Origin of the sequence: Bacteroides caccae (assembly GCF_002222615.2) — a bacterium.
GTDB lineage: Bacteria > Bacteroidota > Bacteroidia > Bacteroidales > Bacteroidaceae > Bacteroides > Bacteroides caccae.
Window position 1 is genome coordinate 496,294 of sequence record NZ_CP022412.2, and the last position, 17,120, is coordinate 513,413.

11 protein-coding genes are annotated in these 17,120 nt (G+C 41.8%); 1 reads left to right on the forward strand and 10 read right to left on the reverse strand.

The annotated features are described in order from the left end of the window. Nucleotides 1-68: 68 nt before the first annotated feature. Nucleotides 69-338: a 30S ribosomal protein S15 gene (rpsO, locus tag CGC64_RS02215; RefSeq protein WP_005675330.1), complete on the reverse strand. Its 270-nt coding sequence runs from the start codon at nt 336-338 to the stop codon at nt 69-71. A 155-nt stretch (nt 339-493) separates the two neighbouring features. Between rpsO and typA the strand changes: the two genes are divergently transcribed. Continuing rightward, nucleotides 494-2,293, forward strand: a complete 1,800-nt coding sequence (gene typA / locus CGC64_RS02220; protein ID WP_005675329.1) for a translational GTPase TypA — start codon at nt 494-496, stop codon at nt 2,291-2,293. Nucleotides 2,294-2,354: 61 nt separating this feature from the next. On the opposite strand, the gene CGC64_RS02225 is transcribed toward typA, so the two are convergent. From CGC64_RS02225 to CGC64_RS02265, 9 genes are all read right to left on the reverse strand, one after another. Beyond that, nucleotides 2,355-3,671 (reverse strand): MutS-related protein, encoded by a 1,317-nt coding sequence (locus CGC64_RS02225; RefSeq protein ID WP_005675328.1) that lies wholly within the window; start codon nt 3,669-3,671, stop codon nt 2,355-2,357. A 79-nt stretch (nt 3,672-3,750) separates the two neighbouring features. Next, nucleotides 3,751-4,275: a chromate transporter gene (locus CGC64_RS02230; RefSeq protein WP_005675327.1), complete on the reverse strand. Its 525-nt coding sequence runs from the start codon at nt 4,273-4,275 to the stop codon at nt 3,751-3,753. Then, nucleotides 4,272-4,829 (reverse strand): chromate transporter, encoded by a 558-nt coding sequence (locus CGC64_RS02235; RefSeq protein WP_005675325.1) that lies wholly within the window; start codon nt 4,827-4,829, stop codon nt 4,272-4,274. Before CGC64_RS02235 ends, CGC64_RS02230 begins: the two co-directional genes overlap by 4 nt. A 7-nt stretch (nt 4,830-4,836) precedes the next feature. Beyond that, a complete protein-coding gene (locus tag CGC64_RS02240; RefSeq protein WP_032855006.1) occupies nt 4,837-7,332 on the reverse strand; it encodes a glycosyl hydrolase family 95 catalytic domain-containing protein in 2,496 nt (831 codons plus the stop codon). 24 nt (nt 7,333-7,356) lie between these two features. Beyond that, entirely contained in the window at nt 7,357-9,165 is a 1,809-nt protein-coding gene (locus CGC64_RS02245; RefSeq protein WP_005675323.1) for a right-handed parallel beta-helix repeat-containing protein, read from the reverse strand. Nucleotides 9,166-9,373: 208 nt separating this feature from the next. Then, nucleotides 9,374-10,552 carry a DUF4998 domain-containing protein gene (locus CGC64_RS02250; protein WP_005675322.1) on the reverse strand — a complete coding sequence of 393 codons (1,179 nt, stop codon included), beginning with the start codon at nt 10,550-10,552 and terminating at the stop codon, nt 9,374-9,376. 16 nt (nt 10,553-10,568) lie between these two features. Beyond that, complete coding sequence (locus tag CGC64_RS02255) at nt 10,569-11,825, reverse strand: DUF5000 domain-containing lipoprotein (RefSeq protein ID WP_005681760.1); 1,257 nt, start codon at nt 11,823-11,825, stop codon at nt 10,569-10,571. Between the two features lie 33 nt (nt 11,826-11,858). Then, complete coding sequence (locus tag CGC64_RS02260) at nt 11,859-13,784, reverse strand: RagB/SusD family nutrient uptake outer membrane protein (RefSeq protein WP_005675320.1); 1,926 nt, start codon at nt 13,782-13,784, stop codon at nt 11,859-11,861. A 10-nt stretch (nt 13,785-13,794) separates the two neighbouring features. Then, a complete protein-coding gene (locus tag CGC64_RS02265) occupies nt 13,795-17,010 on the reverse strand; it encodes a SusC/RagA family TonB-linked outer membrane protein (protein ID WP_229066661.1) in 3,216 nt (1,071 codons plus the stop codon). Nucleotides 17,011-17,120: the final 110 nt, after the last annotated feature.

The following is a 17,120-nucleotide window of genomic DNA, read 5'->3' on the forward strand; positions in this document are numbered from 1 at the left end:
AGGGAGAAACTAAAAAGCCGTTCCTCATAATGAGAAACGGCTTCTTCAATTTTTTCGCGGCAAGTAGATTACTTACGCAAACCGAGTTCTTTAACAATAGCACGATATCTTGTGATATCTTTAGCTTTCAAGTAATCGAGCAAACGACGACGTTTAGCTACCAACATTGTTAAGGCTCTCTCTGTACTATAATCTTTTCTGTTGAGCTTCATGTGCTCAGTCAGACGAGAAATACGGTAGGAAAACAAAGCTATCTGCGCCTCAGTTGAGCCAGTATCAGTGTTAGACTTCCCGTACTTTCCGAAGATTTCTTGCTTTTTAGCAGCGTCTAAATACATAATTTTTAGAATTTTGATATAGTAAATATTCTTTTGAGCGTGCAAAGATAGGCATTATCTTTATATCCCACAACGTTTTACAAGAAAAAAATGCGAGTATAGCATATATTTCTAATCCTATTTTCGTACCTTTGCAGCCAAATAATAGGTATTATATGCAAAATATTCGAAACATTGCAATCATTGCCCATGTTGACCATGGGAAAACAACGCTGGTTGACAAAATGCTGTTGGCCGGAAATTTGTTCCGCAACAATCAAAATAGTGGTGAACTTATCCTGGATAACAACGACTTGGAGCGCGAACGTGGTATAACGATTCTTTCCAAGAACGTTTCCATTAACTACAACGGTACTAAAATTAATATTATTGATACTCCGGGACACAGTGACTTCGGTGGTGAAGTTGAACGCGTATTGAATATGGCCGATGGTTGTATTCTGCTGGTCGACGCATTTGAAGGTCCGATGCCCCAGACTCGTTTCGTGCTGCAAAAAGCATTGGAAATTGGTTTGAAACCGATTGTAGTAGTCAATAAGGTAGATAAGCCGAACTGCCGTCCGGAAGAAGTATACGAAATGGTTTTCGACTTGATGTTCAGCCTCAACGCTACGGAAGATCAATTGGATTTCCCCGTTATCTATGGTTCTGCCAAGAACAACTGGATGAGCACCGATTGGCAGAAGCCGACTGAAACGATCACTCCGCTACTGGATTGTATCATCGAGAACATTCCGGCTCCGACACAGTTAGAAGGTACTCCGCAGATGTTGATTACTTCTCTGGATTATTCTTCTTATACCGGACGTATCGCCGTAGGTCGTGTGCATCGCGGTACATTAAAAGAAGGTATGAACGTAACGCTTGTAAAGCGCAACGGTGATATGCTTAAAAGTAAAATTAAAGAACTTCATGTATTCGAAGGTCTAGGCCGTGTAAAAACAAGTGAAGTTTCTTCTGGAGATATTTGTGCATTGGTAGGTATCGACGGATTTGAAATCGGAGATACTGTTTGTGACTTCGAAAATCCGGAGGCATTGCCACCTATTGCAATCGACGAGCCGACAATGAGTATGTTATTTGCCATCAACGACTCTCCGTTCTTCGGAAAAGACGGCAAGTTTGTAACTTCACGCCACATCCATGACCGTTTGATGAGGGAACTCGACAAGAATCTGGCTCTTCGCGTAAAGAAGAGTGAAGAGGATGGTAAATGGATTGTTTCCGGCCGTGGTGTACTTCACCTTTCCGTACTGATTGAAACAATGCGCCGCGAAGGATACGAATTGCAGGTAGGTCAGCCACAGGTTATCTACAGAGAAATAGACGGTGTAAAATGCGAACCGATTGAAGAACTGACAATCAACGTACCGGAAGAATATTCCAGTAAGATTATTGATATGGTAACCCGCCGTAAAGGTGAAATGGTCAAAATGGAAAATACGGGCGAACGTATCAATCTCGAATTTGATATGCCTTCACGTGGGATCATCGGTCTTCGTACCAATGTGCTGACCGCCTCTGCCGGTGAAGCTATTATGGCACACCGTTTTAAAGAATACCAGCCATACAAAGGAGAAATCGAACGTCGTACCAATGGTTCTATGATTGCCATGGAAAGCGGAACCGCTTTTGCTTATGCTATCGACAAATTGCAGGATCGCGGTAAATTCTTTATCTTCCCGCAGGATGAAGTCTATGCAGGACAGGTGGTAGGTGAACACTCTCACGACAATGACTTGGTTATCAACGTTACCAAATCAAAGAAGTTGACCAATATGCGTGCTTCCGGTTCGGACGATAAAGTTCGTCTGATTCCTCCCGTTCAGTTCTCACTCGAAGAAGCATTGGAGTACATCAAGGAAGACGAATATGTAGAAGTAACCCCGAAAGCAATGCGTATGCGTAAAGTCATTTTGGACGAAATAGAGCGCAAACGTGCGAACAAGATCTAAAACAATTCACTTCAGATAAAACAAGAAAGCCCGTTGGAGAAGAATCTTTAGCGGGCTTTTCTTATTTTTTCAGCTCAACCATATTCAGTAACTTCCGCACAACCCAATAGCCGACTCTAGCTTCTGAAATACCTTTCTGCAACCGATGTGGACATACAAAATTATCATCTTTGATTTCCGCTTCCATATAATAGAAACAACAGAAAGGATCTAGTTCAAATGCCTTTGCATATTCCAGAATATGGGTCGAAATAAGAAAATGACAATTGGAATACTCCTTCAATAATTCATTTACCGCAACGGAAGCCTCAAATGCATCTTTAGCATTAGTCCCCCGAAACATCTCATCCAGAATGACCAGACATTTCTTTCCGGTTCCCGCCTTTTGTAGAACTTCCTTAATACGAAGCACTTCCGCCATAAAATGACTTCGCCCGTCCCGCAAAGAATCAGGCAAGTTGATAGATGTATATATCCCCTCATAAACAGGACAAATCATTGACTTAACCGGAACGGGCAGACCGCAATGAGCTAACCAGACAGCCAGCGCCAAAGCCTTCAAAGTTGTCGATTTTCCCGCCATGTTGGAACCTGTAAAAAGACATATATTCCCACAGGACATTTCCCAATTATTCTTTTGCGCATTTTCCACAAAAGGATGTACAATACCTTCAACAGAGAACTCCATTGTCTGCACCATGGTCGGAGTGAAACAGAAATTCTTTGCCTTCGCTACCCGATGCGCCGTCCTGCAAACATCAAACATGTAGACAACAGACAACAACTCCCTTATGGACAATAACCGTGTACAACGAAATAAATAATCATATTTATCTATGGCATAATTCGACAAGCGTGCCTTTTCATCTAAAGTTTGTTGCAGAACTTCCTCTAATTCACTTCCATGCAAAAGTTCCTGTACCTTATCAGCTGTTTCTTTTAAAAGTTGTGGCATATTCCCCCCTGCTGCAATAGTCCATTTCTCCAAACGGTGCAACATGAGAAAAACCAATTTCACTCCTCGGGAAACCACATACCGGTTCGGATCATATCGTACAAGACGATCAATAATCGTCGCACATGAAAGTAATATATTTGCTCCCCTTATCTGTTCGCGATATTCCAGATAATATTCAATAAAGTCCAGTTCTTCCTCATTTAAAGGAAGTTCCGGCAAGAAATCCCAGGCGATAGCTTCCTGACGTTTACAAATCTCTTCCCAATCACTCAACGGATGCATAATCCAATCCAGCATCAGCGACTTTCCTTTCTTCGTTTCTGCTTTTAAAAACAAAGAACAAAGCGCCTGCTCACCATACACATTCCCTGTAACGTTCAAATCCGCATAAGTCTGTTTATCAGCGTCCAAATATACCATAGTATGATTTTTATCCAACTTCACAAAAATAGACAAAGTAAGAATAGACTAGTAATAAAGAACTTTTTAATAAGCTTTTTTAATACAACAACACTCCCACTACACCAGCAAGACAGATCAGCAGAATAGGATGTAGCTCCCATTTCCATGTAATCAGAAAAGCACCGACAAAAATCCCAATACTTTTATAATCAATAAAGTTATCTTTGTTCATCATCAGTAAGGCTGCCGAAGCAATCAATGCCACAGACATAGGAAGCAGCCCCGACATCGCCGCCTTGATATACTTATTATCTTTGCATTTGGCAAAGAAATAAGAAATGAGCAATACTAAAATAAAAGAAGGCAAACAAACTGCCACAGTAGCAAGCACCGCTCCCCATACACTTTGTGTAACTGCATATCCCACGTAAGTAGCACTATTAATTCCAATCGGACCCGGTGTCATTTGCGAAATCGCCACTACATCCGTAAATTGCTGGGGAGTCAGCCAATGATGAATATCCACAATTTCGTGTTGAATAAGGGAAAGCATAGCATAGCCACCTCCGAAGCCAAACGTACCTATCTTCAGATACACCCAAAGTAATTGTAAATATATCATGCCTTTATATCTTTAATCTTATCTTTCAACCATAAAGTATAAACCAGTCCGCCCGCAATTCCCGCCAATACTACATAAATAGGAGAAAGTCCGAATTGCCAGATCAACACAGTAGCAATGAGGGGGGCCATCAACTGTATATATTTCAGCTTCAATGCCCTAACCGCAGATATGCAAGGGAATAAAATCAATGCCACCACTGCCGGCCGTATTCCGTTAAAGATACGGATCATCACCTCATTATCCTGAAAACGGGCAAAGAACATCGCAATCAACATCATAATAACAAAAGAAGGCAATATGGTAGCCAGTGCGCACACCAGGCTACCAATCACCTTATGAAGTTTATAACCTACAAAAATAGATATGTTTACTGCGAAAACACCGGGCAATGACTGGGTCAAGGCAAACATTTCCATAAATTCCTCTTTACTCATCCACTTTTTCTTGACTATCTCCCGTTCTATCAACGGAATCATGGCATATCCACCTCCAATGGTGAACATACCAATTTTCGCAAATGTATAAAAGAGTTTCAAATAAGTAACAATCATTTTTCTGTCAGCGTTTTAGCAATTCCCCCTTCACGCTATCATACTTTAGTTGATAACTATGTCCTTTTACAGTTTTAAAAGACAAAGTCTTGCCGGCATATTTCACAATACATCTTTCACCTGACTTTGACAGGATAGTCGCTTCCTTCAAAAGTCCGTTCTCCCATATCATGTCTACCTCGAAATTTCCTTTCGCACATATACCCCGGACAGAGCCTTCCTTCCATGCATCCGGCAAAGCAGGAAGCAGTTGGATAAATCCCATGTGACTTTGCAGTAACATCTCCGTAATACCGGCCGTACCACCAAAGTTTCCATCAATCTGGAAAGGCGGATGCGTATCCCATAAATTATCAAGCGTACCGTTCTTCAGCAGATTAGCAAATAAGGTATAAGCATGATTGCCGTCCTGCAAGCGAGCCCACTGGTTCAACTTCCATCCCATACTCCAACCCGTAGCCCCGTCACCACGATGCACCAATACTACTTTGGCAGCTTCAGCCAATTCGGGAGTAGTGACAGGAGAAACCGTATGTCCCGGATGCAGACCAAACAGATGATTTACATGGCGGTGTTCATCTTTCGGATCGTCAATATCTACCGACCATTCCATTAATTGCCCATAACGGCCGATCTTATAAGGAACGAGATTGGCAAGCACCTGTTCCCATTCCTTACGTTCTTTCTTATCCACTCCCAATTCCTCGCTCGCCTTGATGGCATCCAATAGGATTTCACGCACAACGGCGTGTACAAATGTGGCCCCCTGATCAATAGGGCCATGTTCGGGTGAAGTGGACGGTGCCGCAGTATAAGTTCCGTCCGGCTTATGCCACAAATAATCAACTGCAAAATTGGCACTGCTCTTTATCAACTCATATCCCGTCTCTTTCAAGAATTTCAAATCCCGTGTATAGTCATAATACTCCCAAATATGCGTAGCTAGCCAAGGGCCTGCCATTGGATTAAAGTTCCACGACATATCTTGACTTTCCAGTGGAGCAGTAAACCCAAAGATATTAGCAGAAATAGATGCAGTCCAGCCCCTCGCACCAAAATAAGACTGAGCCGTCTTTTCACCCGGCTTCACTAATGTGCGGATAAAATCAATTAACGGCAACATGCATTCCTCCAGATTCGTAGAACAGGCAGGCCAATAATTCATCTGAATATTTATGTTATTATGATAATCAACACGCCAAGGCCCATCAACGTTATTATGCCAAATACCTTGCAGGTTGGCCGGCATATTGCCCGGACGAGAACTTGCAATCAGAAGATAACGGCCGAATTGAAAATAAAGTTCCTCCAGATAATAGTCCGGCTGCCCTTTCCGATAATTTTTCAACCGCTGCCCGGTCGGTAAATTACCGGTCTTTACCGTTGGATTCAGATTCAACTTCACCCGATTGAATAAAGCAGCGTAATCCTGATAATGCTCATTCAACAGAGCCGAATAACCTTTGGCCACCGCATTAGCCAGCCATTGGCCCGTTGTTTCGACAGGATTGACCCCGACATACGTTTTCGGATTCTTAAAGTCTGGAGCAAAGTTAGCCTTATAGTCAGTATCCGCAGTGACATAAAAGACAACTTCATCCGCTCCCTTCACGGTGAGTTTCCCATTTCTATTGACCAATGTTCCACCTTTAGTCTCCGCTTGGATACGGACTACATATTTCATTCCATTATTATCCAGCGCAGCCGAATAAACCAAGCCATTATCACCTTGAGCCACCATACTACCTGTCGATACCGGATTAGGAGCATAACTGAATATCAGGTTCTGCTTGCCCGGCCGGTCGGCACTGAAACGCATGACCAGCACATTAGCAGGATAAGAAATAAAATAATTCCGTTGGTACGCTACATCGTCTTTTTTAAACTGCACTACAGCCATAGCAGAGTCCAAAGAAAGAATACGCTTATAATCACTCATACCAATAATATTCAGCCCGGTCTCCACATAAAACTCTCCCATAGTCGTAAAACTACCGAAACGGAAAGGCTTTTCCCTGCTGCCCTCATAAGGTACTTCACTATTAAAATTCTGTCTCGTCAGCCTCTCCGCTTTAACTTGGTCTCCTTCCGTAAATGCTTTACGTATTTCATCAAGGATATGCGCTGACTGTTTATTGACATTCCAGTAGTAATCCGCTCCTTTCGCTGTGTTAGGACCACCCCGCCAGAGTGTCTTTTCATTAAAAGTAATCCGTTCAGCTTCGACCGATCCCATAATATTCGCCCCTATACTGCCATTTCCAATAGGCAATGATTGTGACTCCCATGCAGCATCCGGATTACGAGCTGTATCACCGGCGGTTTCCGGTTTATTTTCACCTTTCCACATATCCGGTCTGCCACCATACCATACGGCATGTCCTTGCAAAGTATTCGGAGCATCAAACCAAATAGCAAGTCCTTTTGTATAATCTGTCCCTCCGGCACAAACTGCAGAGGAGACAAGTAAAGTACTGATAAAAAATGAATAAAGTTTCTTCATTGTCATAGTATTTATTTTTGGGGGTTAAAAATCAACCTTGATATATTTCTTTTTCATCTGTCTAAATTCCATTTTTTTATCACAAACCTCCTCCAGCTTATTCTCTCTGATTACAACACCTTTACAACCATTCAAAATAAACAAAGGCTTTTGACGAAAATCGTCCGAAGAAGTACATTCTACATGATTCTTTTTAAAAATCAAATCCTTCGTACTTTTGGCGTATAACACCGGATTTCCGAATGTACGAAACGTATTACCTATGATACGCACATTTCTATGCACCGGACGTTCCGCATCCACCACCATATTAGAAGGATGCAACGCAATGACTGCATTTTCAGGTCCTCCACTATACGCACAGCCGATAAATATATTGTTCTGAATCAAAACATCATTCACCGGTCCCGATTCATACCAGCCTTCGGCATCTCCTTCTATCAGGATAGCGCTCATGCCCGTTTTATAATAAGTATTATCTGCAATCACTACTTTTCGGGGAGTAGTCATTAAGGTACCCCGCGTACTTGTCCTCGTAAAATAACAATGACGAATTTCCACTTCGGGCGTGCAACTGATATTCTCCACACAATCGTGATTCAGTTCCAATTCACCGGGAATATCCCGATTGAAGGTGACTTGAACAATACGGTCTGTCAACCGTTTCACAGCAACCACTTGCGCAGATGCAAAACGTTCCATAGTAGACGCCTTGACAAAAGCGACCGTATCCCCCTCAAAGTAAGCGTTATACCCATAGCTCTGTCCATGCATGAAACGCAAATTCAAAGTACGGGTGTTTATTTTCTCAACGGCACGCAAGTTAGTACCGTGCACATTTATCGGATCATCCTGTGCACCCGCAAAATAACAACCAACTATCTTCACCTTTCCACTACATCCGGAAAAGTGCATCATATCCGCAGAAGCTGCCAACAACCTGCCACTGCCTTCGCGCGGCATACATTTCACTTTATCCATTGTAATATTACGAGTGTATTGACTTACTATACCAAGCCCATGCATATAGTGCATCTGCACCCGGTTAAGTGTAATATCTCGGCTTTCGAAAATAAACCATCCCACCTGGTCACGAATAATGTCACGAATTGTCAAAGTATTCCCCACTTTCGGGCGAAATCCTTCCGGGACATGGAAACGTACTACATTCGGGGCCACCCCTTCCGCCTCCGCAGCAGCAAGCACATTCCACCCCTGACTATAACGGAAAGTACTATCAACAGGACTATATTCTATACAATGATTCTTGTTTGAACGCCAACCCTCACCAAAGAGGCTCATCCGCCCATTCACTATTTCATAACGTGTGTCACGATGTACAACAACTTCCACCTCATCATCTTCCACACGGGCAAATGTCATTTCCGAACCGGCAGGACGTTCAGAATCAATATGCAAATCTTTAAACACCAGATTCTTACAACGTTCGAGAGCGATAGTCGTCATTTTCCCGTGAAACATCAGCGTTGCTCCGTTTCCCTCAATCGTCAGATCTTTCATATCTTCAAACAGCAGACCGATAGTTTTCACTTTGGAAGGACACTCTTGTTCGGTCGATGTATTCGATATAAAATATTTCCGCCGGATAGCACCTTCGGGCCAGATATCATAACGCCCTTTCTCAAAAGAGAGCACGCGAGCACCACTTCGCTTACATTCACTAATAGCTTCCTGCAAACAGGTCACACAATTTTCATATGTATACGGATGTGCTCCGAAGTTTGAAACACGGATAGTATCTTTTTGTTGCGCCCGGGTAATACCGGAAATTCCGACTATTGACAAGCATATAAATAAAGCAATAAATCTCATAAGCAAATATGTATTAAAGAAGAAGTTGTCGCGTTACTTTATATTTATACAAAGATAGCGAATTATGTTCGATTATTAAATAAAGAGCCGCCATCAAATCGCATTTATTCACATAAACCCGATTCTCCAGCGGCTCTAACCTTTCTTTAGTGAGAAATATAGCTATCTATTGAACTCTGTCACTTCAACGGACTCACTATTAATAATATTATTTCTTACTTGTCGTAAACATTATCTCTGCAATACTTGCATTTACACCATTATTACTACCCGTAACCAAAGCACGTATATATCTTCCTTTTACAGGTTCCGGCAACAGCAGGGTTTGGGCATTGGTCGCCTTTTCACTAGGGAAGTTCAATTGTCCCAATTCTGTCCAATGTTCTTCACTTTCACCTATGCTGAATATAACAGTTTTAGTATCTCCGTTACCTTGCCTTCTTGCCAGTTCTATCGAAAGAATATCCTGTTGTGATTTCATATCAATAATGATTTCATGTGGCAATGGAGGATTAGCCCCTTCACCTTTCCATTGTGAGTGCCAGAAACTGGCAAGATCTCCGTCAAGGATACAGGTGGCAATACCATATTTACCAGCATTTTCTCCAACCTTTTCTTCTGTCGAAGCCGAGATTCCCCAATCCGTTCTGTCTGCATCAACATATTGTTCGTGAACCGCATCCCAATCTTCTTTTGAAATGGTATAATAAGCAGGAAAATCCATTATTTTTTCCAAAGTTGGAATATCATCGAAAGCGTCATCAGCTGGCTTAAATGTAGATATCAACTTAAATGATGTCTTAAGGACCGCATCCGGTATAACCGTAGAAGTTTGCCCTTCATCTACTTTGATGATTTTCTCCTTTCCCTCATTATTTGTATACGTCAACGTAGTTCCGGTACACCCCTCTAACGGAACCCAATTAATCGTTACTCCGTTCAAATCTGCCGAGATCGAATTAATTCCCTGAGCTGATAGACTGGCCTGATAAGTGGAACCGTACACTTCACCCGCAATAGTTCTTACCAAAGACTCTTTACCTGTATCACTCCTCGTTATCATATTGAATATATATTTCCCTTCCGGAAGGTCAATAATCGTCGATATAGGATCCTTTATAACACGATTCTCCGGAACAGGAACTACCACAGGATTTTCATTTCCCTCCCACGTAATCACACAAGAGCTGATTCGTGGGTCGGCATTCAGATACCACTCCAACTTGACACGATTGAACCCGCTATAGGCACTCAAATCCTGAACGGCCCCGAGATAGGTTTCTTCTCCCATTTCAAGGTATTTTTCGTGTATCTCATACATATCTCCGCAAGCGGTCATCAAAAAGGCTGACAAGCCACAAGCTATATATCTTATTATATTTTTCATAATCTGATTTTTTTAATTACTCTGTTGCAGGTTGTCCCCAGAAAGTCATTTCGCCAATCTGAGCGTAAGTACCTCCACTCCAGGTTTCAAGCATAAGAATTCTTACATAACGGAAATTAGGAGCTTCAATGGGAACTTCGTGTTCATCGCCATTCTGTATATATTCAATATCTTCATTGGTTATATTCGGATTATCTTGTCCGGAAGGTTTATAACATTCAACATCCATAATCTTCGTCCAACCCTCAAAGGTAGGATACATGATACCATCTTTTTCCACACCGCTATTATACATTTCGTCCGTAAGTTCCGTACAACCATAAATCACATATTTCTTCAAATTATTATGAGTATAGGTCCAAACGTTCGCATCTCCTCTGCGTTGCCACATCTTGAAACGGCTTACCTTGGCAACCTGTCCCATATCGAACGTTATACACCGACCAGGGGCAGGGTTATCACTATTAGTAACACTATGGAAACAGTCTGTGTTATTATTACCCTGCCAGATATTTCGTATCGGCAGACCACCCATTGCCTCACAATCACCAGGCAAACGTGTCGGAAGTTCTTTAAATTTCGACTTGTCAAGTTCCTCTTCATACAAAGGATTGCTTTCCAGCTCCAACATCTCGGAATAATTATCCCAACGGTCACGAATTCTGTATCCTAACGTGATTGGTTCAGCAGCCAATCCCCGGATTTTAGCTTGCCCTTCCACTATACTGGAATAGAAATTCTCCAAAGAAACCCATTCTCCGTTTTCCTTTTTGGTAACTTCCAGAATAATATTCTGTCGAGTCGGATTTTTCCACGTCAAACTCACTCCTCCAAAACTATCAGTAATCTTGAGTGACTCATAAATATATTCTACAGGAGGAGTTAATGGACTGATAGAAACGGTTTTCGGTTCAGACTCGTTCTGGCTTTTGTCTACACTCTTCAAAAAGATATTATAGTCACCCACCTTTCCGAATCCTTCTACGATCAAGCTATCTACATAAGGAGAAGCTTTTGTGGTTCTTTCCACCCCATTAATCATATAAGACGCCACAACACACAAGAGATCATCATCTTTCGGAGGAGTATAACGAATGATAGCTCCTCCATTAATGTTCTCCACCTCTATATTCGTAGGCAATCCCGGTGCTACACTGTCGGTAGCATTGAGACCAATCTTTTCGTCCTGCCCACATCCTGCTAGGCAGAGTGTACCGAGCAATGTGACGAACGCATATTTCACAAGCTCTGATATATTATTCATATTTCTCATATTTCCAGTCATTTTAAATTATGAATATCATAGTTACCACCCTGGGTTTTGTACCAGGTTCGGATCTTTCAATATTGTTTCCAGTTTCAACGGCCACAAATAGTCCTTATAACTATACTTTGAACGTAAGTAGATAGTGGTTACTCTATAAAATTCCTGGGCAGTCTCTCCTTGAATATGCCACCCTTTCACTTCGCGGGGAAGTTCTTTTTTCCAACGACGCAAGTCCCAGAAACGTTTTCCTTCACAGGCCAGTTCATTCAAACGTTCCATGCGAATGATTTCACGCATACCGTTTTTCGTATTAGGCTTATCCGGGGACTTGGAATATTTACTCCACGACTCCTTTACCCCCTTCAACCCTGCACGTTCGCGAACCAAGTCCACGTAATCATATACATCCTGTGTGGGTGATTCCTGCGATTCATTCAAAGCTTCCGCATACATCAGATACAAATCAGCAAGACGTATGATTGGGAACGAATAACGGTAGGGAGAGAAACCGTCTTTTGTCAAACCAGTCTTATAGCTACATACCTTTTTATTCAAATATCCCGTATATGAATGGTCTTCCGAAGTCTGGCGCCCTGATACCTCCTTTGCCCGAAAATGATAGAAAGCAAGATTTGCCGGCTCATCATTCGTATAACCATCTCCATACCATGTTCCACGGTCGAATGACAATGAAGCATAGAAACGCGGTTCACGGTTCAAGTGAAGATAGGCTGTTTGCTCTCCTATCTGAAGGTAATATTTATTATTTCCCTCATCCGGGATAGTGGTAATCTCATAGCGGTTAGGATAATTAGCCGTCCAGAAATCACTGTTATCTTCAGAAATAGGCACACCATTTGAAGAATAGAATGCTTCGGCTACTGATAAAGTTGGTCCTAAAACAGAACGCGCGTTATAGTGGCTCCCCTTCGTATGTTTAGCCATTGCAACCGTCTGCAATCCGTTAACGTTCCGAGTACTTCCCCAAATAATTTCTTCATTCCATTTTTCTGTGACAGCCTCACCGATATCCAGCAGTTTGCGTGTTGCCGCAGAAATACTATTGATCGGCAAAGAGAAAGTATAAAGTTTCTCGTGACCATTTTCTTTTGCACAATTTATCGCTTCAAGCGCTGCGTCTGCTGCCAATTTCCATTTACTGTTATCAACCTGTGTCGGGAACAAATGCCTACCCTGATTATCTTTCACATTAATATAATCCGAATTTCCATTAAACAAAGGGCTGGCAGCCAATAATAACAATTGTGCTTTTACTGCTTTTGCAATTGGCTGGGTGATGCGCCCCATCTCCTGTCCTGGATCTGTGATCTTTGAAGGCAGATCTTTATATGCTTCATCCAGCAGGTTAGAGATATAAGCCACTACATCATCCACCGGCTCGCGATAACGCCTTACTTCATCCTGTGAAGCATCTACCGCAATATTAGTATCCATGATAGGAATAGGACCGTAAAGCATAAACAGATAATAATGATAATATGCTTTGAGGAATTTTACTTCCGCAATCCAACGGGTGCGTTCATAATTCTGCAAATCGAGAGGTTTGTTGATATTTTCCAAGAAAATATTACAATCGCGGATAGCTACCCAAAGATTGGTTCCCCCATTTCCTCCATCCCAAAAATTCTGGTAGGGGTCATTATTATTTTGTTCACCGCGACCTATTTCCCATGCGTTGAGAGAGATACGCTGATCTATAAAACCGGTTCCTTTAGGCATTAACCAATGTTCATCACCTGCCAAAAAGCCAATGGAGCCACCCTGATCCCATGAAGGCAGGTAACTATAACAAGTATGTAGAAACTTAAATGAATTAATGCGGTTGCTGAAGGCATTATCCATGCTTGGAGTACCTTCGGGCACTATATCTAGGTAATCACTACAAGAAGTGCTACACAGCATGGCAGCAATCACGAGTGATATGGATATGATTATTTTTTTCATATAACATGTTTTAGAGTGAAAGTTGAATACCTACATTAAATACTCGTTGAACAGGATATCCCAAACCGTTGTTCCCCATTTCCGTATCCCAAATTTTGAATTTGGAAATATTGAACAAGTTCGTCCCGCTTACGTAAATACGCAAGTTTTCCAATTTAGCTTTACTGGTCAGCCGCTTTGGAAGCGTATAGCCTATTTCTGCCGATTTCATACGCAAGAAAGTACCGTCACGCAACCACCATGTACTCGACTGGTTATTATTACTGATAGCCGTATCCGACAACCGTGGCCAGAAAGCATACATATTCTGGTTGGACTCGCTCCAATGATTATTGGCGATAACCTGAAGCAAAGCATTGTTAGCCTGTTTTCCTCCCAATTCGTTGTCCGGGTCATAAGGCTGGGCAAACGGAGTGATACGCAAAGGGTCAATAAAGAAGGAAGACCGTGCCGATCCCTGGAAGAAGCAGTTAAAATCAAACGCTTTATATCCGACAGAAAAACCGAAACCATAAATAATTTCCGGCGTAGTCGGATAACCGATAGGTACAATATCCTGCTCGTCGATGATTCCGTCACGATTGATATCTTTATATTTGATATCTCCGGCCGTATATTCGCCAAATTGTTGTTTCGGAGAGTTTGCCACATCTTCATCATCAACAAACAAACGTTCGGCTATGTAACCATAAGTCTGGCTCAGCTTAGAACCAATTTTACTTCTCCATGGAGTAGCCGAGTAGTCCGGTTCTTCGTATTCAGAAAATTCACTGCTAGCGTATGTGAAGTTACCTCTGACAGTAGTCCACCAATTTTTATTGAAGATATGCGAATAATCCAAAGAAATATCGACCCCATGTCCTTTAGCCTCACCGATATTTGCCCGGATAGGCGCCTGGAATCCCATCAAACTAGGAATATCGGCACGTTCTTGCAGAATATTCGTTCTTCTTTCTTTAAAATACTCCGCCTGAATCTCCAGATCATTGAATAATTTCAGTTCAAATCCCACATTCATTTTATGAGAAATTTCCCAACCAATCTTCGGATTAGCATAACGGCTGATAGAAATACCGTTATAACCTTCGTCAAAGTTTGTGCCGAAATTCATTCCCCTACCGGAATTATTCATATTTACTTCAGACAAATAGAAGAACCGGTTGTCATTATTAGAAATATTATCATTACCGACCAATCCGTATGAACCTTTCAACTTAAGCATATTGATAACTTTGGAAATTGGTTTGTCCGCCCAGAATTTTTCATTGGACACAACCCAGCCCAAACCTCCCGATGGGAAGAATCCCCAGCGATGACTCTTGTCAAAACGTTCGGAACCGTTGTAACCAAAGTTAAACTCCGCAAAATAACGGTCGGAGAATCCGTAAGTAAAACGTCCTGCTAATCCCAAATTACGGGTAGGGAGTGATTTCTGCAAGGTGTTTTCATTGCCACTTTTCCCTTCACGCACTGTATAAACCAACATACCACTGACATTGTGTTTTTCAACAAACGTCCGATCGTATGACAACGACGCTTCCAAATACAGGGAACTACCTACTTTTTTACTTCCCGGAGAGTATCCTAGATAATCTGTACCCAAATCCGGATTTAGAGCAGAGAGAGTGTATTCATCTTTTGTCTTATCATAACTATCCAAGGCATAATAGAACGGAGTATAAGAACGTTGAAGGTCATAATATGAAGTTCGCGTGACATTTCCCAACAAACGCCCTTTCAAGCCTTCGGTTATAAAACTGAAATCTTGCTTCAACTCCAACTGGGCAAGTATAACAGTGTTTTCATATTCTTTATAACCGCGTGCCATTTCAGCATATGGATTCAAGTAATTTGCACTAGTTCCATAATTACCGAACATAGGATGATTGGTATATTGGTTAGCTGCATCCGGAGCATACATAGCAGGAAAAAGAACCGGACTTGCTTTAATAGCCTGACTGTAAACCTGCGAACCGCCCTGTATCGGACCTTGATAACTATCAAACGTGCCGCTCACGCGCACTCCCAACTCGGTTGTTTTGGTCAGATTAATATTAACATTCGAACGTACCGTATATTTATCCAACTTAATATTATTATCAAAAAGGTTACTGGGAACCTGTTTCAAGATACCATTATCCCGCGAATAAGACAATGCTACATAGTAACGGGCTACACGGCCACCACCGCTAAGGCTCATGTTTCCGCGATAGTTAGTTGTGAAATCTTTGAATAGCATATCCTTCCAGTCTACCATCGGATAAGCCATCGGATTCAACCCTTTTTCGCGAGCAGCAATCGCGCTTTCCAGATAAGGTAATGCACCATCCGGATTTCGAGTTCTCACCGCCTCATTATGAAGTTTCATAAACGTCAGCGGATCAGCAATTTCAACCTCTTTGGAAGGAGCGGAGAACGAACTTTCTACCCTGAAAGATAATTTCATTTTACCTTCCGTACCTTCTTTTGTCGTTACAAGAATAACACCATTAGCACCACGCGCACCATAAAGCGCAGTAGCAGTAGCGTCTTTCAGAATGGAGAAACTGGCGATATCATCGGTATTCAATCTTGCCAAATCTGATGAAGTCAATTCAATGTTATCAATCAAAATCAACGGATCGGCTTTCCCTGTTCCAAATGTCGTCACACCACGAATAAAGAATTCGGCATTATCTTCACCCGGTTCTCCACTTCTTTGATAAGCAACTACTCCCGCCAACTTCCCTGCAAATCCGGTAGTAAGATTACTACTGGTAGTTTTTAACTCCGCCGGTTTGATAGTAGAAACGGAGCCTAATACGGACTCTTTCTTTTGTTTGGCAAAAGCTACAATCGTGACATCTTCAAGTGCAATACCGCTATCTTCTTTCATCGTCACAACACGAAAGACATTTAGATCTTTAGGGTTGAACGGAACAACTTTCTTCTCATATCCAATGTAAGAGAATTCTATATTTTTCGTGTTTGCCGGTACTTTCAGTACATAATTTCCGTCCAAGTCTGTAGCTACTCCGATACTGGTTCCCGGAATAAAAACACTGGCACCAATAATCGGTTCATTGTTAAAATCCAATACAACTCCTTTAATTGTATAGGTCTTGCCTGTCTGTTGTGGTGATGCAATATCCTGTTTGGCGTGAAGGGGAGGTAAACAAATACCATACAAACAAAACAGGATCAATAATCGCAGTATTCTTCCACAATTTTGTTTTTCATTCATCATAGAAATTAAAAGTGTTAACAATTCATTCTTATGCTTTTCGATAAGCATGAATCTGGGTTAATTAAAGGTTTTCAATAAATAAAGGATAGCACTTTCATCTATTAAATTGC